The sequence below is a fragment of the Sphingomonas pituitosa NBRC 102491 genome, from assembly GCF_001598435.1.
GTDB classification, from domain to species: domain Bacteria; phylum Pseudomonadota; class Alphaproteobacteria; order Sphingomonadales; family Sphingomonadaceae; genus Sphingomonas; species Sphingomonas pituitosa.
This window is the reverse complement of the sequence record NZ_BCYY01000006.1, coordinates 174,732-198,065: the sequence shown is the minus strand read 5'-3', so window position 1 is coordinate 198,065 and position 23,334 is coordinate 174,732. Positions and strand designations below refer to the sequence as shown.

The following is a 23,334-nucleotide window of genomic DNA, read 5'->3' as shown; positions in this document are numbered from 1 at the left end:
CATCGCTTCGCCGGAGGTTCTGCGCCCATGCCCGTCTCGCCGATCCCGACCCGCCGGTGGCTGCTTGCGGCGGTTCTTGCCGGCCTTGCCGTGCCCGGCCATGCCGCGGCCCGGCCGCCGCTGGTGCTCGCCGCCGCAAGCCTGCAGGAATCGATGAACGCCGCCGCCGATGCCTGGGCGCGCCTGGGGCATGCACGGCCGGTGCTGTCCTTCGCCGCCTCTTCCGCGCTGGCCCGGCAGATCCAGTCGGGCGCGCCCGCCGATCTGTTCGTCTCCGCCGACGCGCCGTGGATGGATGCGGTGGAGAAGGCCGGGAAGCTCGCGGCAGGCACCCGCGCGGCGTTTCTCGGCAACCGACTGGTGCTGGCCGCCGCGGCCGGGGATCGGCGCAACGTGCCGCTCGACCGCGCAGGGCCGCTGCTCGCCGCGATCGGGCAGGGGCGGCTGGCGATGGCCGATCCGGATGCGGTGCCCGCCGGCCTCTACGGCAAGGCCGCGCTGCAGAAGATCGGCGCCTGGGACCGGCTGGCGCCCAAGGTGGTGCGGGCCGAGAATGTCCGCGCGGCGCTGGCACTGGTCGAGCGGGGCGCGGCGCCGTTCGGCATCGTCTATGCGACCGATGCGCGTGCCTCTACCCGGGTACGGATCGCCGGCGTGTTCCCGGCGGCCACCCACCCGCCGATCCGCTATCCCGTGGCGCGGCTGACCACCGCCGCCAGCCCCGATGCGGAGGCGTTCCGCCGCTTCCTGGTCAGCGCGCGCGGCAAGGCGATCTTCGCCCGCTACGGCTTCACGCCGCTTTGAGCGCGCCCGGATGCTGAGCGCCGAGGAGTGGGGCATCGTCCTCCTGTCGCTGAAGGTGGGCGGGGTGGCGGTGCTGGCGGTGTTGCCGGTGGCCTTCGCGCTTGCCTGGCTGCTCGCCCGCGTGCGCTTCCCCGGCAAGCTGCTGCTCGACGCACTGGTGCATCTGCCGCTGGTGGTGCCGCCGGTGGTGACTGGCTGGATGCTGCTGCTCGCCTTTGCGCCTGCCGGGCCGATCGGCAGCCTGCTCGAACGCGGCCTGGGCACGACCGTGCTCTTCCGCTGGACCGGGGCCGCGATCGCCGCGGGGGTGATGGCGCTGCCGCTGATGGTCCGCGCGATCCGGCTTTCGCTCGAGGCGGTGGACCAGCGGCTGGAGCAGGCGGCGCGCAGCCTGGGGGCGGGGCCGGTGCGCACCTTCGCCACCGTCACCCTGCCGCTGGCGCTGCCCGGCGTGCTGGCGGGCCTGGTTCTCGGCTTCGCCCGCGCGCTCGGCGAGTTCGGCGCCACCATCTCCTTCGTCTCCAACGTCCCCGGCGAGACGCAGACCTTGCCGCTCGCCATCTATTCGGCGCTGCAGGTGCCGGGGGGCGAGGGGCAGGTGCTGCGGCTGGCGGCGGTGTCGATCGCGCTGGCCTTCGTCGCGCTGCTGGCATCCGAGCTGGTCGCGCGGCGGACGGGGCGGGGCACCCATGTCCTTTGACATCGACGTGCGCCGGCAGCTGGGCGAGACGGAGATCGCCTGCCGCATCGAGCCCGGTGCCGGGGTCACCGTGCTGTTCGGCCCCTCGGGCGCCGGCAAGAGCAGCGTGCTCAACATGGTGGCAGGGCTGCTGCCGCCGGATGCGGGGCATATCCGCGTGGGCGGTCGTACCCTGTTCGACGCCGCTGCCGGGCTGGACCTGAAGCCGGAGGCGCGCCGGGCGGGCTATGTGTTCCAGGAGCCGCGGCTGTTCCCCCACCTGCGGGCGCGCGCCAACCTGCTCTATGGATGGCGGCGGGCGGCGGCGGTGGACGTGGACGGGGTGATCGCGCTGCTCGGCATCGCGCACCTCCTCGATCGCTGGCCGCGCACGCTTTCAGGGGGCGAGGCAAAGCGTGTCGCGATCGGCCGCGCGCTGCTCACCGGCCCGGACTTCCTGCTCCTCGACGAGCCGCTGGCGTCGCTGGACCGCCCGCGCCGCGAGGAGATCCTCGGCCTGCTCGAGCGGCTCCGCGACGACATCGGCCTGCCGATCCTGCTCGTCACCCATGATCGCGGCGAGGCGGAGCGGCTGGGCGACCGGATCGTCCCCTTCGGCGACTAGACCCATTCCCCTTCGTCCACCGTCGCGGTGGCCGGCATCGGCAGCGCGTAGGACGCACGCGGCGCCCGCGGTGCCGAGGCGCCGGTGTCACCGTCGATGCGGAAGCGGCCTGCCTGTTCCACCAGCTGGTTTATCTCCGCCATCAGATTGCGCGCCGCAGCCGAGGTCTGCTCCACCATCGCGGCATTCTGCTGGGTGGAATGGTCCATCACCCGGATCGTCTCGCTGAGCCGCGAGATCGAATCCGACTGTACCCGGTTGTCGGCCGCCACCTGGCCGAGCAGCTTGTGCACCGACTGGGCATTTTCCGAAATCGAGGTGAAGGCGCCGTCGACATCCTCGACGGCGGCCACGGCCGTGCCGATTTCGACCTGGGTGACGGTCAGCTGGTCGCGGGCACGCCCTGCTTCCTCCTCCGCGCGCATCGCCAGCGCGGAGACGAGATCGGCGACCACGGCGAAACCACGCCCCGCTTCGCCGGCTCGCCCCGCCTCGACGGCGGCGTTCATGGCGAGAACCCGGGTCTGGAACGCGATCTTGTCCAGCCCCTCGATCACCGCGTCGATGCCCTTGGCGCTGTCCGACACCCGGCTCATCGCGGTCACTGCATTGCTGACGCGCGAGCGGCCGGAGCTTACCGCCTCGATTGTCTGGTCTGCGCTGTCCACGGTCTCGGATGCGGCGCGCACCGACGTCTTGAGGCGTTCGTCGATCTGGTTGACCTCCGCAGTCGTCGTCTCGAGGCTGGCGGCGTTCGCCTCCGTGCGGCGCGCGAGATCCTCGGCCGCCGTGGTAATTTCGGTCGACGCCCGCCGCAGCGAACCGGCGCCGGTGTGAACCGTGCCGATCAGGCCGCGCAAACTGTCCGCAGCGGTGTTGAAGTCGTGCTTCAGTCGCGAGAACGGCCCGGTCAGGTCGGGGTCGATATGCGCGGTAAGGTCGCCATTGGCCAGATTCCGCAGTCCGGACCCGACCGTGTCGACGATCAGTTCGGTCATCGCCTGCTTCTCGGCATTGGCGATTTCGACCTGTCCGCTGAACGCCGCGATGGCGCGAGCGAGGGTGCCGAGCTCGTCCTGACGATCCGTTTCCGGCAAGGTCGTGCCGGGCTCCGTCGTCAGCCGTTCCACCGTCTCGGACAGGGCGATCAGCGGGTGGACGAGCCGGCGATACGCCATGCGCGCCGCATAGAGCGCTCCGCCCACCGCGGCTGCGAGCGCGGCGACGAGCAGCGCGATCGTGATCCAGCCCAGTACCGCGCCAGCACGGGCCGTTGAATCGGAATAATGCTCGATCGCGTCCGAGGCGGCGGCCATCGATTCTTCGAGCACCGAGAATTGCTGGAAGAACGCCGGCAACTGCTGCTTGGCGGCGGCGGGATCGATCGCTGTCGCGTCGGCGATCTTCTGGGCGGCATCGGCATAGGCGGTCATCGGGCCGCCCACCTTGGCCGCTGCGGCTTCGATGGCGGCATCACCCTTGAACGCGACGTCTTCGGCGATGCGCTTGCGCAGCGTCGCGAGATGCTCGTCCAGGTCCTTGCGCGCATCCTCCAGCTTGATGTCGACCCCCGGATCGCGCGAAGCGAGCGCCGCGAGCACGTCGCTGCGGATCGCGTCGTGCATCATGTCCGCTTCCATATGGTTGCGCAGCAGCGCGGACGCGCCGGCCTGCCTGTCCAGCGCCGCGCTCAGCAGCCAGGATGAAACGATTCCGGTGCCGCCGCACAGCAGGAAAAGCACAATGATAGCGGCTGTTAGCTTCCGAGTTGAATACGCGATCGACTGCACGAGATTGCTCCATGCTCGTGACGTATCCACAATGTGATGCGCCCTCTCCGGGTAAATTATAGACAAGATTTCGTAAAGTAGAGTCGTTCATCCTAAAACTATGGTCGAGGGATGATGGGATGCTTGGTAATGAAGCGATTTCTGCTCGCCCTGGTATTGGGGTGTACGTGGCCTAGCTACGTATATTCCCAGAATGCTGTTGATGTGCACTTGGTGGAAACGATTGACGTCGCCAGTGTCGCGCGCGGCGACGACCGCAATCGTACCTATATGCTCGACAGCACCGATCTGACCGTCGACGCCGATCTCCATCGCCTGACCGGGTGGGCGGGTGCCAAGGCGCATATCGACGTGATGCGCACGACCGGCGGCCGCCCCAACGACGCGGCGGGAACGCTCCAGGGCGTCAACAATATCGAGGTGGCGAGCCACTATCTTCGCCTGTTCGAAGCGTGGGTGGAGCAACGGCTTGGAGCGCGCACCACGGTGCGGACCGGCGTCTACGATCTCAACAGCGAATTCTATGTCAACGGATCGGCGGGACTGCTGATCTCGCCGTCCTTCGGCGCGGGTTCGGAACTGGCGGCTTCGGGGCCGAACGGGCCCTCGATCTACCCGTCGACCGCGCTCACGGTGCGGGTGGAACATCGCTTCGGGCAGATCGCCTATGCGCGTGCGGCCATCCTCAACGGTTCGGCCGGGTGCCTTGGAGACCCGCATGGCGTCGATTTCAGTTTCCGTGACGGCATATTGGCTATTGCGGAGCTGGGCGTGGAACGGCCGGGGTTCAAGCTCGCCGGCGGCTATTGGCGCTACAGCAAGCGGCACGACGACTATACCGCCGTCGATGCGGACGGCATGCCGCTCCGACGCCTTGACCATGGCGGCTATGCCATTGCGGAGCTGCAGGTGCTGGGCGGCGAGGGCAAGCGTTCGCTGACCGCCTTTGGACGGGCGGGGATGTCCGGGGGGTCGACCACCCCGTTCCAGGGAGGCTGGCAGGCCGGCTTCCTCATCGAGCGGCTTGTGGCCGGGCGCCCGGATTCCCAATTCTCGTTCGGCATGAGCCGGGGCACCACGACGCCGGGCTATCGCACGATGCTGCTGGAGGAAGGCGCCCGCCCGTCGCGCGCGGAAACCACCTTCGAGCTGACCTATTCCGACCGTCTCGCGAAATGGCTGACGGTGCAGCCGGACGTGCAACTCGTTACGGATCGCGGCGGCGTGGAGAAGACGCGGGGGGTGATCGTGGGCACGCTGCGGCTGACGATCGCCTTCTGATCGCCGGCCGTCGACGTCCCCCGTACCGACCTGGCCGTCGAGCGGGGCGATCCGGCCTCAGGCGCGGACGGGCGTGCGCCTGTCGCGACGCCGCAGCGCGCTGCCCGCCATGGCAAACCCCGCCAGCAACATGCCCCAGGTACCCGGTTCGGGCACCGCGCCGCTTGCGGTGTCGAAGCGGATGGGCGTCTGGGTAAGGTTGACCATGGCGGGTCCCGCGACGTCGAAGGTCAGCCCGGTGACGAATGCGCTGGGGTTTGCCGGGTCGAGCCCGAGCGACGGGTTGATCCCCGCGATGCGGAAGCCCGACACGCCGCCTGCCGATGCGAAATCGACGAGGAATGAATTTCCGTAGGCGCCGACATGCGTTGCGAACGGGTGGACCAGATCATCGAGCAGGAAGATGGTGTAGCCGTCCGGGTCGCCGAGGTCGGGGAACAGCGCGGTGAGGATGATGGGGCTGCCGAAGGCGGTGGTGAAGTCATAGCCGACGGCGACCACCGGATCGACAAAGACCCGCTGGTTCTGCTCGACCTGGAACTGGAACTGGAAACCGGCCCTGCCATTGGTGCTGGTGATCGCGCTCGGCAGCAGCGGCGCCGCGGCAGAGCTGCCGTCGGCCAGCACGCCGCCGTTGCGGATCGAGAATTTGTACAGCCCCAGGTCGCCGCCGGGCACGTTGGTGATGTTGGCGAAGTTCAGCGCTCCGGTGGAGGAGAAGGAGCCCGGCAGCGAGAAGAAGTGCGTGCCGTCGCCCGCGTCGAACCCGGCCTGGGCCGGCACACCGCCGAGCCCGTTCTCGCCGCCGCTGGCGTCGCCGGTCGTCCATTCCAGCCGGTTGTAGCGGAATTCGATGTCGAAATCGCCGGGGGTGCTGGAGCCCGCCAGCGTCATCTGGAAGTTGTTCAGCCTGTCGCCGTGCATGCCGTAATAGCCGACATTGTTCCAGGTGACGGTGAAGCTGTTCGGCGATTGCGTCCCCAGATACACCGCGCCGCAGCCGGCACAGCGCGTATCGACGTCCGCCCAGAACGGCGCGATCAACGGCGCGGCGGCATGCCCGTCGAACGGGGAGGGCGTATAGCCGCTGAGGCCGCTGCCGAAGCTGATGTTCCCGTTATTGTTGACGAAGAACGACGTTCCCGAATAGCCGAAGAAATTGATCTGGAACGGGCTGTTCAGCACAGCGCTGAAATCATCGTCGTTCGGCTGGAGTACCAGCGTGCCATAGCCGGCCGGTCCGCCCATCCCGCCGCGAAGCGCCGCCGCACCTGCCGGGCTTGCCAGGACGAGCGCCAGCGCGCCCGCCATGCCGGTTGCCATGTTCCGCATGATCCTCTCCTCGGGTCGTTGCCCCCGCATCTCCCATCTTGAGTATCAAAGACCTCGAAGGAAGTTGATCCCCGCCAGGGGGCAACCGCCTCCGTGTTGGAGGAAATGCCGGCACCGTGGCGGGTCGCGCTCTTTTGGGGTGGATCGATTTCGAACCTTTCGACGCCGGCAGGGAAGGGCAAAAAAGAAGCCGCCGCCCGGCTCCCGGGCGGCGGCTCTTTTCGTGTCACGCTCGGTCAGGCTTGCTGCCCCCGAACGGAGCGGATCACTCCGCCTCGTTCAGATACTCGCCCGCATCCGCATCGGTGCCGTGGCCCGAGGGAGCGACCGACGCCAGGGGATCATCCCCGGTGCCGGCTGCGTCGCGCGCGCTGCGGGCCAGCTCGGCCGCATGCTCTTCCGCCGCGCTCGCCGGAGCGATGAGCGACGCGTCCTGCATCTTGCGCTGGGCGACGCGGAGCGCCGCATCGCGCGACGTCGCCGCGACCCGCAGGCGACCCATGCCCGCGCCGGTACCGGCGGGGATCAGTCGGCCGACGATCACGTTCTCCTTCAGGCCCTGCAGCGTGTCCTTCTTGCCCTGCACCGCGGCTTCGGTGAGCACGCGGGTGGTCTCCTGGAACGACGCCGCCGAGATGAAGCTGCGGGTCTGCAGCGACGCCTTGGTGATGCCGAGCAGGATCGGCTTGCCCTGTGCGGGAGCCTGGCCCGGAGCGAGCTTTTCGTTGTGCTCGTCCATCTCGTCGCGATCGACCTGTTCGCCCGCCAGCAGCGTGGTGTCGCCGCCATCGGTGATCTCGACCTTCTGCAGCATCTGGCGAACGATCACCTCGATGTGCTTGTCGTTGATCTTCACGCCCTGCAGTCGATAGACTTCCTGGATTTCGCTGACCAGATATTCGGCCAGCGGCTCGATGCCGAGCACTTCCAGGATGTCGTGCGGATCGGGCGAACCGCCGATCAGGTTGTCGCCACGCTTGACGTAGTCGCCTTCCTGAACGTCGATCACCTTCGACTTCGGGACCAGGTATTCCACGACCTCGCCGCCGTCCTCGGGCTGGATGCCGATCTTGCGCTTGGCCTTGTAGTCCTTGCCGAACACCACGCGGCCCGAGACCTTCGCGATGATGGCATTTTCCTTGGGCTTGCGCGCTTCGAACAGCTCGGCGACGCGCGGCAGACCGCCGGTGATGTCGCGGGTCTTGGCGGACTCGCGGGCCACACGTGCCAGAACGTCACCACCAAAGACCGTGGCACCATCCTCGACCGAGATCACCGCGCCCGGCGCCAGCATGTAGCGGGCGGCTTCGGCGGCAGCTTCGCCGGTGAGGGTAAGGCGAGGACGAAGATCCTCCTTCTTGCCCGCGCCGCGGAACTCGGTGACGACGCGCTGGGCGATGCCCGTCGCTTCGTCGACCTGCTCGGTCATGGTCTTGCCTTCGATCACGTCCTGATACTTCACGACGCCGCCGGTCTCGGTGATCACCGGCATGGTGAACGGATCCCACTCGGCCATGCGATCGCCGGCGCTGACCAGGTGGCCATCGTCGAACATCACATAGGCGCCGTACGGGATCTTGTGCACGGCCAGCTCACGGCCATCCATGTCCATGATCGCGATTTCGCCCGAGCGGCTGAGCACCACGCGACGGCCGCGCTGATCCTCGATCAGGCGCAGGTCGCGGAACTCGGCCTTGCCGTCCACGGGGGCTTCGAGGTTCGACTGCTCGTTGAGCTGCGCCGCACCGCCGATGTGGAAGGTACGCATCGTCAGCTGCGTGCCCGGCTCACCGATCGACTGCGCCGCGATGACGCCCACCGCTTCGCCGATGTTCACCGGCGTACCGCGGGCGAGGTCACGCCCGTAACACTTGGCGCACACACCGAGCTTGGCTTCGCAGACCAGCGGCGAACGGATCTTCACCGCAGGCGTGCTGAGCGCCTCGATCTGCGCGATCATCGGCTCGTCGAGCAGCGTTCCGATCGGGATCACCACCGCGCCGGTCTTGGCGTCGATGACGTCCTCAGCCGTGGTGCGGCCCAGAATGCGCTCGCCGAGCGAGGCGATCACCGAACCGCCCTGCACGATCGCCTTCATCTCCAGCGCGCGCTCGGTACCGCAATCATCCTCGAGAACGACGCAGTCCTGCGACACGTCGACCAGACGACGGGTGAGGTAGCCCGAGTTCGCCGTCTTCAACGCGGTGTCCGCAAGGCCCTTACGGGCGCCGTGGGTCGAGTTGAAGTATTCAAGGACGGTCAGACCTTCCTTGAAGTTCGAGATGATCGGCGTTTCGATGATCTCGCCCGACGGCTTGGCCATCAGGCCGCGCATGCCGGCCAGCTGCTTGATCTGCGCCGCCGAACCACGGGCACCCGAGTGGGCCATGATGTAGATGGCGTTGTCGGGCATCTGACGGCCGGTCACGGGGTCCGTCTTGACCGCCTTGATCTCGTCCATCATCGCCGCGGCCACCTGGTCACCGCAACGGCTCCAGGCGTCGATCACCTTGTTGTACTTCTCCTGCTGCGTGATCAGGCCGTCCTGATACTGCTGCTCGAAGTCCTTCACCAGCGCCTTGGTCTCGTCGACCAGACCGACCTTGGCGTCCGGAATGATCATGTCGTCCTTGCCGAACGAGATGCCGGCCTTGAACGCGTGGCGGAAGCCCAGCGACATGATCGCGTCGGCGAACAGCACGGTCTCCTTCTGGCCGGTGTGACGATAGACCTCGTCGATCACGTCGCCCACGTCCTTCTTGGTGAGCAGGCGATTGACGACGTCGAACGGCACCTTGTGGCTGTGCGGCAGGCACTCGCCGAGCAGCATGCGGCCCGGCGTGGTCTGGTAGCGCTTCAGGTACGAATTGCCCTGCTCGTCGGTCTGCGGAACGCGGCTGGTGATCTTGCTGTGCAGCGTCACCGCGCCGGCGTGGAGGGCCTGGTGGACCTCCGCCATGTCGGCGAGCAGCATGCCTTCGCCCGGCTCGCCTTCCTTCTCCATGGTGATGTAATAGAGACCCAGCACCATGTCCTGCGACGGCACGATGATCGGCTTGCCGTTCGCGGGGCTCAGGATGTTGTTGGTCGACATCATCAGGACGCGCGCTTCCAGCTGGGCCTCGAGGCTCAGCGGAACGTGGACGGCCATCTGGTCACCGTCGAAGTCGGCGTTGAACGCCGAGCAGACCAGCGGGTGCAGCTGGATCGCCTTGCCTTCGATCAGCACCGGCTCGAACGCCTGGATGCCCAGACGGTGGAGCGTCGGCGCGCGGTTCAACAGCACCGGGTGCTCGCGGATCACCTCATCCAGGATGTCCCAGACTTCCTTGCGCTCCTTCTCGACCCACTTCTTCGCCTGCTTCAGGGTCATGGACAGACCCTTGGCGTCGAGGCGGGCGTAGATGAACGGCTTGAACAGCTCGAGCGCCATCTTCTTCGGCAGGCCGCACTGGTGCAGCTTCAGCTCCGGACCGGTCACGATGACCGAACGGCCCGAATAGTCGACGCGCTTACCCAGAAGGTTCTGACGGAAGCGGCCCTGCTTGCCCTTCAGCATGTCGGACAGCGACTTGAGCGGACGCTTGTTCGCACCGGTGATGGTGCGGCCACGGCGGCCATTGTCGAACAGCGCGTCGACGGCTTCCTGCAGCATGCGCTTTTCGTTGCGGACGATGATGTCCGGCGCGCGCAGTTCCATCAGCCGCTTCAGGCGGTTGTTACGGTTGATCACGCGGCGATACAGATCGTTCAGATCCGAGGTCGCGAAGCGACCGCCGTCCAGCGGCACCAGCGGGCGCAGCTCGGGCGGGATCACCGGCACGACGTCCAGGATCATCCATTCGGGCTTGTTGCCCGAATCGATGAAGCTCTCGACGACCTTCAGGCGCTTGATGATCTTCTTCGGCTTCAGCTCGGACTTGGTGACCGCGAGCTCTTCGAGAAGCTCCTTGCGCTCGCCCTCGAGGTCCAGATCCATGAGCATGATCTTGACCGCTTCGGCGCCGATGCCGGCCGAGAACGCGTCTTCGCCATATTCATCCTGCGCGTCGAGCAGTTCGTCCTCGGTAAGGAGCTGGAACTTCTCGAGCGGGGTGAGGCCCGGCTCGGTGACGATGTAGCTCTCGAAGTACAGCACGCGCTCGAGCTGCTTCAGCTGCATGTCGAGCAGCAGGCCGATGCGGCTCGGCAGCGACTTCAGGAACCAGATGTGCGCCACCGGGGCGGCCAGTTCGATATGGCCCATGCGCTCGCGGCGGACCTTCGAGACGGTCACTTCCACGCCGCACTTTTCGCAGACAATGCCCTTGTACTTCATGCGCTTGTACTTGCCGCACAGGCATTCGTAATCCTTGATCGGACCGAAGATGCGGGCGCAGAACAGGCCGTCACGCTCGGGCTTGAACGTGCGATAGTTGATGGTTTCCGGCTTCTTGATCTCGCCGAACGACCAGCTGCGGATGCGGTCAGGCGACGCGATCCCGATCTGGATCTGGTCGAAGGTTTCCGGCTTGGCGAGCGGGTTCGCGAAGTTGGTAAGTTCGTTCATTTTTCACTCCATCCCCCTCCCGCGGACGGGAGGGGCTAGGGGAGGGGATATCGTTCGTCGGCAGGCGGCTGGCGGCCCCTCCTTCCCGAAGGAAGAAGGGGCGCCGGTCGCTTACTCCGCTGCGATCTGCACGCCGTCGTCGTCGAAGCCGAGTTCGGCATTCTTCAACTCGACGTTGAGGCCCAGCGAGCGCATTTCCTTGACCAGCACGTTGAAGCTCTCCGGAATGCCTGCCTCGAAGGTGTCGTCGCCCTTGACGATCGCTTCGTAGACCTTGGTGCGGCCGACCACGTCGTCCGACTTCACCGTCAGCATTTCCTGGAGCGTGTACGCCGCGCCGTACGCCTGCAGCGCCCACACTTCCATTTCACCGAAGCGCTGTCCGCCGAACTGCGCCTTACCGCCCAGCGGCTGCTGGGTGACGAGGCTGTACGGCCCGATCGAACGCGCGTGGATCTTGTCGTCCACAAGGTGGTGCAGCTTGAGCACATACTTGTAGCCGACAGTCACCTTGCGGTCGAACGCATCGCCCGTGCGGCCGTCGAACAGCGTCACCTGGCCGGACTCGTCGAGGCCCGCCATGCGCAGCATCGCCGAGACGTCTGCTTCCACCGCGCCGTCGAACACCGGGGTGGCCATCGGCACGCCCGAACGGACGTTCTGCGCCAGATCCACCAGCTGTTCGGTCGTGCGCTGATTCAGCTCGTCCTTGTAGTTGTCGCCATAGACGGTGCCGAGCAGTTCCCGCACCGCTTCCGGCGGTTCGCCGGCCTGCGGGTTCGGGTTGGCTGCACGCCATGCATCGAGCGCATCGCCGATCTTCCGGCCCAGACCGCGCGCGGCCCAGCCCAGATGGGTTTCGAAGATCTGCCCGACGTTCATGCGCGAGGGCACGCCCAGCGGGTTCAGCACGAAGTCCACCGGGGTACCGTCCTCGAGGAACGGCATGTCTTCCTGCGGCAGGATGCGGCTGATGATGCCCTTGTTGCCGTGGCGGCCGGCCATCTTGTCGCCCGGCTGCAGCTTGCGCTTCACCGCGACGAACACCTTGACCATCTTCAGCACGCCCGGCGGCAGCTCGTCGCCCCGCTCCAGCTTCTCGCGGCGGTCCTCGAACTTGTCCTTGATGCGCTTCACGGCCTCGTCATACTGGCCCTTCACCGCTTCCAGGTTGCCCTGCATGGTGTCGTCCTGCACCGCGAACCGCCACCATTCGTGGCGGTCGACGCTGTCAAGCAGGTCCTCGTCGATGGTGACGCCCTTCTTCAGGCCCTTCGGCGCAGCGGTTGCCACCTGACCCAGCAGCATCTCGCGCAGACGCGACCAGGTCGCGCGGTTGAGGATGTTGCGTTCGTCGTCGGCGTCCTTGCGCAGGCGCTCGATTTCCTCGCGCTCGATCGCCAGGGCACGCTCGTCCTTGTCGATGCCGTGGCGGTTGAACACGCGCACGTCGACGATCGTGCCGGCCACGCCCGGGGGCAGACGCAGCGAGGTGTCGCGCACGTCGCTGGCCTTCTCACCGAAGATGGCGCGGAGAAGCTTTTCTTCCGGCGTCATCGGGCTCTCGCCCTTCGGGGTGATCTTGCCGACCAGGATGTCGCCCGGCTCCACTTCGGCGCCGACATACACGATGCCCGCTTCGTCGAGGTTGCGGAGCGCTTCCTCGCCGACGTTCGGGATATCGCGGGTGATGTCTTCCGGCCCGAGCTTGGTGTCGCGCGCCATCACTTCGAACTCATCGATGTGGATCGACGTGAACACGTCGTCCTTCACGATGCGCTCGTTGATCAGGATCGAGTCCTCGTAGTTGTAGCCGTTCCACGGCATGAACGCGACGAGGACGTTGCGGCCCAGTGCCAGCTCGCCGAACTCGGTCGACGGGCCGTCGGCGATCACGTCGCCGGCGTTGACCGTGTCGCCCACCTTCACCAGCGGACGCTGGTTGATGCAGGTCGACTGGTTCGAACGCTGGAACTTCATCAGCGTGTAGATGTCGACGCCGCTCTCGCTGGCATCGACGTCACCCGTTGCGCGAACCACGATACGGGTCGCGTCGACCTGGTCGACCACGCCCGAACGCTTGGCGGCGATCGCGGCGCCGGAATCCCGGGCCACGGTCGATTCCATGCCGGTGCCGACGAAGGGCGCTTCCGCCTTCACCAGCGGCACGGCCTGGCGCTGCATGTTCGAGCCCATCAGTGCTCGGTTCGCGTCGTCCTTCTCGAGGAAGGGGATCAGCGAGGCGGCGACCGAGACGAGCTGCTTCGGCGACACGTCCATCAGCGTGACCTGATCGCGCAGCGCCATCAGGAATTCGCCGGCCTGGCGGGCCGAGACGAGATCGTCGACGAAGCCGCCGGTCGCGTCGAGTTCGGCCGAAGCCTGCGCGATGGTGTGCTTCTGCTCTTCCATCGCCGACAGGTAGACGACGTCGTTCGTCACCTTGCCGTCGATGATCTTGCGGTACGGCGTCTCGATGAAGCCATACTTGTTCACGCGGCTGAAGGTGGCCAGCGAGTTGATCAGACCGATGTTCGGGCCTTCCGGCGTTTCGATCGGGCAGATACGGCCATAGTGGGTCGGGTGAACGTCGCGGACTTCGAAGCCGGCGCGCTCACGCGTCAGACCGCCCGGCCCGAGCGCCGAGACGCGACGCTTGTGCGTCACTTCGGAGAGCGGGTTGGTCTGGTCCATGAACTGCGACAGCTGCGACGAACCGAAGAACTCGCGCACCGCGGCGACCGCGGGCTTGGCGTTGATCAGGTCGTTCGGCATCACCGTCGACACGTCGACCGACGACATGCGCTCCTTCACGGCGCGCTCCATGCGGAGCAGGCCGACGCGGTACTGGTTCTCGAGCAGTTCGCCCACCGAACGCACGCGGCGGTTGCCGAGATTGTCGATATCGTCGACTTCGCCCTTGCCGTCCTTGAGGTTCACGAGCGTCTTGACGACCTCGAGAATGTCCTCGGTACGCAGGGTGGTCACCGTGTCCGGCGTGTCGAGGCCGAGGCGCATGTTGAGCTTCACGCGGCCGACGGCCGAGAGGTCGTAGCGCTCCGGATCGAAGAACAGGCCGGCGAACAGCGACTCTGCAGTCTCAAGCGTCGGCGGTTCGCCGGGGCGCATGACGCGGTAGATGTCGGACAGCGCCTGCTGGCGCTCTTCGGCCTTGTCGACCTTGAGCGTGTTGCGGATCCACGGACCCGTGGCGATGTGATCGATGTCGAGCAGCTCGATCCGGTCGATGCCGGCCTTGTCGAGCTTCTCCAGATTCTCGGCCGAGACTTCGTCGCCGGCTTCGATGTAGATCTCGCCGGTCGCCTCGTTGATCAGGTCATAGGCGCTGTAGCGGCCGAAGATTTCCTCGGTCGGGATCAGCAGCGTCTCGAGACCGTCCTTGGCCGCCTTGTTGGCAGCGCGCGGGCTGATCTTCTGGCCGGCCGGGAACACGATCTCGCCCGACTTGGCGTCGACGATGTCGAACATCGGCTTCGAACCGCGCCAGTTCTCCACCTGGAACGGGATCTGCCAGCCGTTCGGACCGCGCAGGAAGGTCACGCGGTTGTAGAAATAGTTGAGGATCTCTTCCGACGTCAGACCCAGCGCGTACAGCAGGCTGGTGACCGGCAGCTTGCGCTTGCGGTCGATACGGACGTTGACGATGTCCTTGGCGTCGAACTCGAAGTCCAGCCACGAACCGCGATACGGGATCACGCGGGCAGCGAAGAGATACTTGCCCGAAGCGTGGGTCTTGCCGCGGTCATGGTCGAACAGCACGCCCGGCGAACGGTGCATCTGGCTGACGATGACGCGCTCGGTGCCGTTGATGAAGAACGTGCCGTTCTCGGTCATGAGCGGCATGTCGCCCATGTACACGTCCTGCTCCTTGATATCGAGCACCGACCGGGCTTCCGTATCGGGATCGACCTCGAACACGATGAGGCGCAGGGTAACGCGCATCGGCGCCGCATAGGTGATGCCGCGCTGGCGGCACTCGTCGACGTCGAACTTCGGATCCTCGAGCTCGTAGGTCACGAAGTCGAGTTCGGCGGTGCCGGCGAAGTCGCGGATCGGAAACACGCTGCGGAGCGTCTTCTCGAGACCGGACACATAGCCGATCGAGGGATCGGACCGCAGGAACTGCTCGTAGGATTCGCGCTGAACCTCGATCAGGTTCGGCATCTGCACCACTTCGTGGATGTCGCCGAACACCTTGCGGATGCGGCGCTTCAGCGTGCCGCCCTCGATTGCCTTGGTAGCCATAGGTGTGTGTTGCCTCGTCAGCCGTAAACTCGGTGCCCCTGCCCGGGAGCCAGGACGTGCAAATCGACGCCGAAAAGCCGCGCGACCCCCGATGCTCGGGATTCGGCGACTCTACAGGCGTCTGACAAGCCGTTCCGATCCATTCGTACGACACGCTGCGCGACGGCGCGTCATTTCCCGATCGGAGGGCCAGAGCGGGGATATAGGAGGTAGGGGAAGGGATGTCAAAGGGTCGGGCCGCTCGCGCGGGCTTGAGCGGATCCGATCCCCACGTCTTTCGCAACATCACTTTTGCGCAGGCGCAACAAATTTGTCGTGGTAGGGCCGTGAAGTCTTAACAATCAGCAGCCACCCGGCCTCCCGAAACAGGGAGCCAATCATGAACTACAAGAAATCGGGTCTCGTCGCCGTACTGCTCGCCACTGTCTCGGCCACCGCCGTGCATGCCCAGGATACGGCGCAGGACGGCGCGGCGAGCGGCGACGTCATCGTTACGGCGCAGAAGTTCGAGCAGAAGCTGCGCGACGTGCCGATCACCATCACCGCGGTGACGCAGGAACAGATGAAGCGAATCGGCGTCGACGATCTCGACGAGCTGTCCAACTATGTGCCCGGCCTGAACATCCAGGAACAGAGCGCCAACAACCCCGGCATCGTGATCCGCGGCATCACCTCGGACAGCGGCTCGGCGCAGCAGGCGGCGCGTGTCACCCTCTATTATAACGGTGTCGACATTTCGCGCTCGCGCGGTGCCTACCAGGCGATCTACGACATCGACCGGATCGAAGTGGTGAAGGGCCCGCAGGCGACGCTGTTCGGCACCGCCTCTACCATCGGCGCGGTCAGCATCGTCTCGGCGCGGCCGAAGCCGGGCGTGTCGGGCGAGCTCACCGCAGGCTACGGCAACTACAACGCCTATCTGCTGGGCGGGCACCTCAATATCGGCAACGAAGTGATCGCGGCGCGCGTGGCGGGCGAGTTCAAGAAGCGCGACGGCTATGTCGAGAACCTGTCGCCGACGCAGGACGACCTCTACGCGCAGAACCAGCTCGGGCTGCGCGCCTCGGTGCGCTACACGCCGACCCCGGCGCTGACCATCGATCTGATCGGCACCTATGACCGCCAGCGCAACAGCGGCACGCCGTTCATCTCGAAGCGCTTCGCGACGTCGCAGGGCCCGGGCAACCCGTTCGGCGCGGCCAATCTCTCGGGTTCGCCCTATGCCAAGGACGTGTTCGGTACCGACAAGCTGGGCCTGACCCGCGACGTCTACGACGTCAACGTCACCGCGCGCTACGACCTCGGCGACGGCTGGAGCTTCACCACGGTGAACGGCTATCGTTCGTTCGACTCGTTCGAGGTGTTCGACGCCGACGGTTCGGCGGCCCCGTGGCTCGAATTCGCCGAGGGTGCCTATGGCTCGCAGATCAGCCATGAATCGCGCTTCGCCTATGTCGGCGACCATGTCCGCACGAGTTTCGGCTGGAACGTGTTCCATGAGAACAACCGCCAGGAAGTGCCGTTCTCGACGGAAGAAGGTGTCTACCTGCAGTGTGCCGCGAACCTGATCCCGGCGCTGGGTTGCGTCTCGCCGACGGGCGTGGTGACCGCGGCGCAGTTCACCTCGATCCGCACCAACGGCGCGGCGACGCAGATTCCCTACAGCTCGATCTTCACTAACAAGGGCATCAACGATCAGTATTCGATGTTCGGTGAAGCCACCTGGATGCCCAGCCACCAGCTGGAGCTTACGGCCGGCCTCCGCGCCTTGATCGAGCAGCGCAAGGCGGGATATGTGTCGATCGCACCGAAGTCGGTGCTCAGCGGCGCACCGCTGATTCCTGGCCAGGCCACGACCAAGGGTACGCTTTGGAGTGAGGATAGCTTCCAGGCTTTCCTGCCCCGCTTCAACGTGCTGTACCGGCTCAACGGCGCCATCAACCTGTACGCCACGATCTCCAAGGGGCGGCGCTCGCCGACCGTCAGCCAGGGTGCCACGGCGACCTCGGTGATTCCCGAGGAGATCGTATGGAACTATGAAGGCGGCGTGAAGCTGGCGCGGGGCATGTTCTCCGGCTCGCTCGGCGTCTATTACCAGAAGTACAACAACTTCCAGATCAGCCGTACCGTTACCGACGCCAACGATCCCTCGGGCCGCCCGGTCGGATCGAGCATCACCGAGAGTGCCGGCAGCGCCAGCAATCTTGGCTTCGAGGCGGAAGGGCAGCTTCGCCCCACCGGCTGGTTGACGGTGTTCGGCAACGCCGGCTTCATCGACGGCGGGATCGACAACAAGAAGTCCAACGGCATCTATGCCAACAACCGCTTCCGCCTGCAGCCGCGGCTTCAATGGGCAGCCGGCTTCACCGTTGATGCGCCGTTAGGCAACGGCATCCGGGTGTTCGCGACGCCGAGCGTGACCTATCGCAGCAAGATATTCTTCGAAATCCCGAACAAGGAAGCGATCTCGCAGGAGAAGGTGACGCTGGTGAACCTGAAGGCGGGCGTCAGCTTCGCCGACGGCCGCTACGAAGTCGCGGGCTATGTCCGCAACGCCACCAACGAGAAGTATCTGCTCGATGCCGGCAACACCGGCGGCGGGTTCAACGATCCGACCTACATTCCGGGCGAACCGCGCTTCTACGGCGTGCAGCTGACCGGCCGCTTCTGATCGTTTCGTCGCACGTCCGAAGGGGAGGGGCTTGCCGTGCAACTGCGCGGCAAGCCCTTTTCTTTTCAATGGGTTGCTGGCTCGTTTCTACCCTTGGGAGGGGCAAGAACCGTGCCTGAATGACGGGTGAATGGCTCGCGCCGTCCGGTGCGGGCAACGGTTCGCCGCAGCGTGGCGGCTCGAATCGCGGGTTCCGTCCGTTGAACCCTCGTCATGAAACAGTGTCAGACCCCGCTCCGCCCCCGCGCCGCACTGTTGATCAGTGCCGCGTTCCTTGCCACCCCCGCCTTCGCCCAGGAGGCCGCGCCCCAGCAGACGGTGACGCCGCCGGCGGCGGTCGAAGCGCCCGCACCGCAGGCCGTTACGCCCGCACCGGAAGTCCGCATGGCACCGGCCGCGCCGGTGGTGCAGTCGGTCCCGCCGGTCGAGCAGCAGATGGCCGGCAGCGTCAACCAGGCGCCGTCGACCGCCGATGCCGCGCCGGCCCGAACGGCGCGCAGCGCGCCGAAGCCCGCAACCCGTCCGGCAGCCCAGCCGCGCCAGACGGCGACGGCGCCCGCGCCGCAGCCCGCGGCTGTACCTGCGCAGGAACCGGCCGCGGCGCCCGCGCCGGTCGCCCAGCCGCAGGCAGCCGATCCTGCCGTGCAGCCTGCCGCACCCGCGGCACCCGCCGCCGAGGTAACGCAGACGACGCAGACCACCACCGAGACCCGCTCGACCTCGCTGGTCCCGTGGATCCTCGGCGGTCTTGCCGTGCTTCTGGCCGCCCTCGCTGCCGTGTTCCTGCTCCGTCGCCGCCGCCCCGACGACGACCTGCTGGTGCGCGAGACCATCACCACGACCGAGCCGGTGCCGCCGCGCCCCGCGCCGCAGCCGGTGGCGCCGCGTAGCGACATCGGTCTGGCAGCGGCGACCGCCGTGCCGGTAATGGCGCCGACCCGTGCGGCCCCGCCGATCGCTTCGCCGATCGCCGAGCAGGTTGCCGCAGCGCATGTCGAGGCGAAGCTGGCCGAGGCGGACGAGGCCGTGCTCGAGCATGTCGTCGATGCCCAGGCTCCCGTCGCCAATCGCCCGTGGCTGGAACTGGGCCTGCGCGCGGTTCGTGCCGGTACCAGCGAGGACGAGGCGCTGGTCGATATCGAGCTGACCGTCGGCAATGCCGGCGATACGGCCGCCCGCGATGTGCGCATCTCGACCTTCCTGGTCGCCAATGCCGAAGCGAACGAAATGGAGCAGCTGCTTATCAACCATGGTCCCGCTGCCGACGTGCCGCCGGTGACGATCGATGCCGGCGACGGCACCCGTGTCGACGCCCATCTCGCGGTGCCGAAGGGCGAACTGGGCCGCACCTTCAACCCGGTCGTCGTCGCCGAGGCGCGCTATCGCCTGCCCGACGGTCGCGAGGGCCGCACCCGCGCCGCCTTCCGCATCGGCCGCGCCGCGCCGGCGGCGGAAGGTGTCGGCCCGATCGGTGCCACTCGCCCGCACCTGGTCGAGGATGTCGAGGCGGAACTGCTCGGCGCCCCCGCGCACGCCTGACCTCCCCAACGTCAACCGGCCCGCGTTCCCCAAGGGAGCGCGGGCCTTTTCATGCCCCGGCTTTCCATCTTGCGAATGTAACACTATCACCCCAGGCTTCGGTTTTCTGGGGAGACACCATGCAGTTTCGTACCTTCCTTCTGGCCGCGCTCGCGACCACCGCGCTGGTGCCGGCCGCCGGCGCGCAACAGGCGCAGCCGTTCAACGACATTCCGGCCAAGTTCGTCCTGCCGGAAGGGTCGAAGGACTATATCCGCCGCGAGGTGATGGTGCCGATGCGCGACGGTACCAAGCTGTTCACCACCATCGTGATCCCCAAGGGCGCCAGGAACGCCCCGATCCTGCTCACCCGCACGCCATACGACGCGTATAATCGCGTCCGCCGCAGCGACAGCAACAAGATGCTCTCGGTGCTGGCGCAGGGCGACGAGGTGTTCACCCAGGCCGGGTATATCCGCGTGTTCCAGGACATCCGCGGCAAGTATCGCTCCGAGGGCGATTTCGTCGTCACCCGCCCGCCGGTCGGCCCGCTCAACCCGACCAAGATCGACGACACCACCGATGCCTATGACACGATCGACTGGCTGGTGAAGAACCTGCCGGAATCGAACGGCAAGGTCGGCATGCTCGGCTCGTCCTACGAAGGCTGGACGGTGGTGATGGCGCTGCTGAACCCGCATCCGGCGCTGAAGGTCGCGGCGCCCGAAAGCCCGATGATCGACGGCTGGATGGGCGACGACTGGTTCCACCACGGGGCGTTCCGCCTGCCGAACATCGGCTGGATCTCGGGCATCACCGGCTACAAGGCCGGCGGCCCGACCCCGCCCAATGGCGGCTGGGACGATTACGACACCTTCCGCAAGATCGGCTCGGCCGGCGACTGGGCGAAGCAGTACGGCTATGACCAGCTGCCCTTCTGGCAGAAGCTCAGCCAGCACGTCTCCTACGATGCATTCTGGCAGGGCCAGGCGCTCGACAAGATCCTCGCGGCCAACCCGTCCAACGTGCCGACGCTGTGGGAGCAGGGTCTGTGGGATCACGAGGACATGTACGGCGCGATCCACGCCTGGGAGGAACTGCAGAAGACCCCGCAGGCGACCAACAACTTCCTGCTGATGGGGCCGTGGCGCCATTCGGGCTTCAACTATAACGGATCGAAGCTGGGCGAGCTGAACTTCGAGGGCGACACCGCGCTCCAGGCGCGGCGCGACATCCTGCTGCCCTTCTTCAACGCGCACCTGAAGGACGGTTCGCCCGCCTATACCCCGCCGGTCGCCAGCATCTACAACACCGGCGAGAACCACTGGGACTTCCTCAACAAGTGGCCGCTGGGTGCGCAGCTCACGCCGCTCTACCTCGGCACGGGCGAGGCCGCCGGCTTCGACAAGGCCGGGGCAGGGGAAGACAGCTATGTCTCCGATCCCGCCAAGCCGGTTCCCTATCTGCCGCGCCCGATCAACTTCAACGACGGGCGCTGGGGCACCTATCTGGTCACCGACCAACGCTTCGTCGATGGGCGGCAGGACGTGCTGACCTATGCGACGCCGGTGCTCAAGGAACCGGTGCGGCTCTCGGGCACGCCGCTGGCGGACATCTTCGCCAAGACGACCGGCACCGACGGCGACTTCGTCGTCAAGGTGATCGACGTCTATCCGGAGGAGATCGCCACCAACAAGGAGATGGGCGGGTTCCAGCTGCCGATCGCGATGGACATCTTCCGCGGCCGCTACCGCAATTCGTTCGAGCATCCCTCGGCGATCCCGGCCGGCAAGGTGCAGGAATACAAGTTCCGGCTGCCGGTGGTGAACCACACCTTCCTGCCCGGCCATCGCATCATGGTGCAGATCCAGTCGACCCTGTTCCCGGTCTATGATCGCAACCCGCAGAAGTTCGTGGAGAACATCTTCTTCGCCAAGCCGGCCGACTATCAGAAGGCGACGGTGACGATCCTGTACGGCGGCAAGCAGTCCAGTTCGGTGCTGCTGCCGGTGGTGCCGGTGGACCAGAGCGCGGCCAAGGCGCGCTGAACTGCGGGCCCGCCCTTGCGACATCAAGGGCGGGCATCGCCGCCGGGTCCCTGGCGACATCCGGGGCCGACAGCTACGTACAACTCCGGAACCGGATTGTAGCGCTTTTACATCAATGCTTAAGTTAGTTTAGGTTGATTCGATCAAGGAAGCTTCGCTGAGGGCGTTGTCTCGGGAGTGGTGCCATGAACGTTGCAGCCATTCGCGGCTATCTTCGCGAAACCATCGAATTCTTCGTCTATTTTGTCTTCATGACGGCGTTGGGCGCGGCGATGTACGTACTCGTCAACTATGCCCCGCAGGCGAACTCCCGCTGGTACATCAACACCTCCATCGGCATGGCGCTGTTCAGCGGCGTCTATGCGGTGCGGATGTTTCTTCGATACCGGCGCGCCATGCGGCGGCTGGCACTGCTTCCCGACGATTTCGTCGTGCAGCTATCCGAGATGAGCGAAGACGAGCGGCGGACCTTGCGCTGGTCCGAGCGGATCGCGGCCGAGCGGCTGGAGGCGCGTGGCGGCGACGCGGAGCGGGTGCGGATGCTGGAGCGGCTGGAAGCGCTGGAGCGCGCCTATCGCGAGCGCTGTGTCGCGCTCGGGATCGATCCCCATGAGGAAGGGGAGGCCTTCTCCATCGATCCCAACATGTCGCTGGATGCGATCCGGGAGCGCATCGCCGATCGCCTGCGCAAGGAAGAGGAGTCTGAAGAGGAGGAGGCGCCTCCGATCTTCCGCAAATAACCGGGATCGTTTCACCTCCGGTTAGGATTCGTTAACGCGATTGCTTCATGATGCAGTGCCAAAGGGCGGCACAGGCATGTGGGACACGTGTCGGACCTCGCCGCTGGGGGTTGCGTTCATGAAGTCCGAAACCATTCGTCACTATCTGATGACCGCGCTGGAATTCGGGGCTTATTGCGCGCTGATGACGCTGCTCAGCTACCTGATGGTGCTTCTGGTGATGCGCGCACCGCAGCCGAACAGCGGTATATATATCGGGGTTGCGCTCATGGCGGCGCTGTTGACCGGCTTGCACGCAGGCAAGATGTTCCGGATGTACCGCCGGGCATGGCTGCGGCTGGAGCAGCGCAGGAAAAGCCCCAAGCCGGTGCGTCACTGGTCCGACCGCATCGCCGCCGAGGAGGCGGTGGGACGCCACAACAAGCTCCGCAAGCAGGTAGGGGGCGATGATGTTTCGCCCGAGTTGCAGGCCATCCGCCTCCGGATCGCCGAACGCATGGCCCGCGAGGATCGTGAGCGCGACGAGCTGGAGCGTGCCGATCGCGAGCGCATCGAGCGTGAGCGGATCGAACGGGTGGAGCGCGCCCGCTCGCAGCGCATCCGTGCCGAAGCGGCCCGCGGCACCGGCAGCAAGAACTGAGCGGCTGACCGCCAACGCCGAACGGATGGTCGCACGCCGCTCGGCCGTGGCCGCTGGTGCAGCCGTCGTTCACCTTGGGTCGCCCAAGTCCGTGGCGTGAGACCGGGCAGGCATGGAACAGCATTGGGCGCGATCGTTCTTGGAGCGCTCGCCCTTCCCGCGGGCGCGCAGGAGCGCCCGCCCGCCGATGCCACCCCGCAAGCCATCCCCGGCGTGTTGCCCGAACGCTTTCGACTGCCCGGGACGCCGACCCCGACGCCTGTGCCTGCTGCCACGCCTGCAAGCGGGGCGATCGTCCAGCCGGTGATCGTCCCGGTGGCTTCTCCCCGTCCCAGATCGCGGCTTGGCTTCTCCCCAGCGCCCGCTCCCCTGCCGGAGGCGACGCCGAACG

Annotated in this window: 13 protein-coding genes; 9 read left to right on the top strand and 4 right to left on the bottom strand. The window is 66.3% G+C overall.

The features are described 5' to 3' along the window. The first annotated feature begins 27 nt into the window (after window positions 1-27). From modA to SPI01S_RS07875, 3 genes are read left to right on the top strand one after another with little or no spacing between them, the layout of a single operon-like run. Window positions 28-804 carry a molybdate ABC transporter substrate-binding protein gene (gene modA / locus SPI01S_RS07885; RefSeq protein WP_066720710.1) on the top strand — a complete coding sequence of 259 codons (777 nt, stop codon included), beginning with the start codon at window positions 28-30 and terminating at the stop codon, window positions 802-804. 10 nt (window positions 805-814) lie between these two features. Next, window positions 815-1,504 (top strand): molybdate ABC transporter permease subunit, encoded by a 690-nt coding sequence (gene modB, locus SPI01S_RS07880; protein ID WP_066720708.1) that lies wholly within the window; start codon window positions 815-817, stop codon window positions 1,502-1,504. Continuing rightward, window positions 1,494-2,108, top strand: coding sequence for an ATP-binding cassette domain-containing protein (locus tag SPI01S_RS07875; RefSeq protein ID WP_066720705.1), 615 nt, complete (start codon window positions 1,494-1,496; stop codon window positions 2,106-2,108). The genes modB and SPI01S_RS07875 overlap by 11 nt, the downstream gene beginning before the upstream one ends. Here the strand turns inward: SPI01S_RS07875 and SPI01S_RS07870 are convergent. Further along, window positions 2,105-3,850: a methyl-accepting chemotaxis protein gene (locus SPI01S_RS07870; RefSeq protein WP_245653508.1), complete on the bottom strand. Its 1,746-nt coding sequence runs from the start codon at window positions 3,848-3,850 to the stop codon at window positions 2,105-2,107. The genes SPI01S_RS07875 and SPI01S_RS07870 overlap by 4 nt on opposite strands. 261 nt (window positions 3,851-4,111) lie before the next feature. Between SPI01S_RS07870 and SPI01S_RS07865 the strand changes: the two genes are divergently transcribed. After that, window positions 4,112-5,179 (top strand): carbohydrate porin, encoded by a 1,068-nt coding sequence (locus SPI01S_RS07865; RefSeq protein WP_245653507.1) that lies wholly within the window; start codon window positions 4,112-4,114, stop codon window positions 5,177-5,179. Window positions 5,180-5,236: 57 nt separating this feature from the next. Here SPI01S_RS07865 and SPI01S_RS07860 read toward each other — a convergent pair whose 3' ends face one another. The 3 genes from SPI01S_RS07860 to rpoB form a co-directional block, all read right to left on the bottom strand. Next, window positions 5,237-6,511: a nidogen-like domain-containing protein gene (locus SPI01S_RS07860; protein WP_066720699.1), complete on the bottom strand. Its 1,275-nt coding sequence runs from the start codon at window positions 6,509-6,511 to the stop codon at window positions 5,237-5,239. Between the two features lie 265 nt (window positions 6,512-6,776). Next, a complete protein-coding gene (gene rpoC, locus SPI01S_RS07855) occupies window positions 6,777-11,060 on the bottom strand; it encodes a DNA-directed RNA polymerase subunit beta' (protein ID WP_066720696.1) in 4,284 nt (1,427 codons plus the stop codon). A 111-nt stretch (window positions 11,061-11,171) separates the two neighbouring features. Further along, window positions 11,172-15,326 (bottom strand): DNA-directed RNA polymerase subunit beta, encoded by a 4,155-nt coding sequence (gene rpoB, locus SPI01S_RS07850; RefSeq protein ID WP_066720693.1) that lies wholly within the window; start codon window positions 15,324-15,326, stop codon window positions 11,172-11,174. Between the two features lie 379 nt (window positions 15,327-15,705). Between rpoB and SPI01S_RS07845 the strand changes: the two genes are divergently transcribed. From SPI01S_RS07845 to SPI01S_RS07825, 5 genes are all read left to right on the top strand, one after another. Then, entirely contained in the window at window positions 15,706-17,997 is a 2,292-nt protein-coding gene (locus SPI01S_RS07845) for a TonB-dependent receptor (RefSeq protein ID WP_066720689.1), read from the top strand. Window positions 17,998-18,210: 213 nt separating this feature from the next. Beyond that, entirely contained in the window at window positions 18,211-19,536 is a 1,326-nt protein-coding gene (locus SPI01S_RS07840; RefSeq protein ID WP_066720687.1) for a hypothetical protein, read from the top strand. A gap of 119 nt (window positions 19,537-19,655) precedes the next feature. After that, on the top strand, window positions 19,656-21,563 hold the full coding sequence (locus SPI01S_RS07835; RefSeq protein ID WP_066720684.1) for a CocE/NonD family hydrolase: 1,908 nt from the start codon (window positions 19,656-19,658) through the stop codon (window positions 21,561-21,563). A 185-nt stretch (window positions 21,564-21,748) separates the two neighbouring features. Then, the gene (locus SPI01S_RS07830) at window positions 21,749-22,303 is read left to right on the top strand and encodes a hypothetical protein (RefSeq protein WP_066720682.1); all 555 of its coding nucleotides are present in this window, start codon (window positions 21,749-21,751) and stop codon (window positions 22,301-22,303) included. Window positions 22,304-22,421: 118 nt separating this feature from the next. Continuing rightward, a complete protein-coding gene (locus SPI01S_RS07825; RefSeq protein WP_066720680.1) occupies window positions 22,422-22,943 on the top strand; it encodes a hypothetical protein in 522 nt (173 codons plus the stop codon). Window positions 22,944-23,334: the final 391 nt, after the last annotated feature.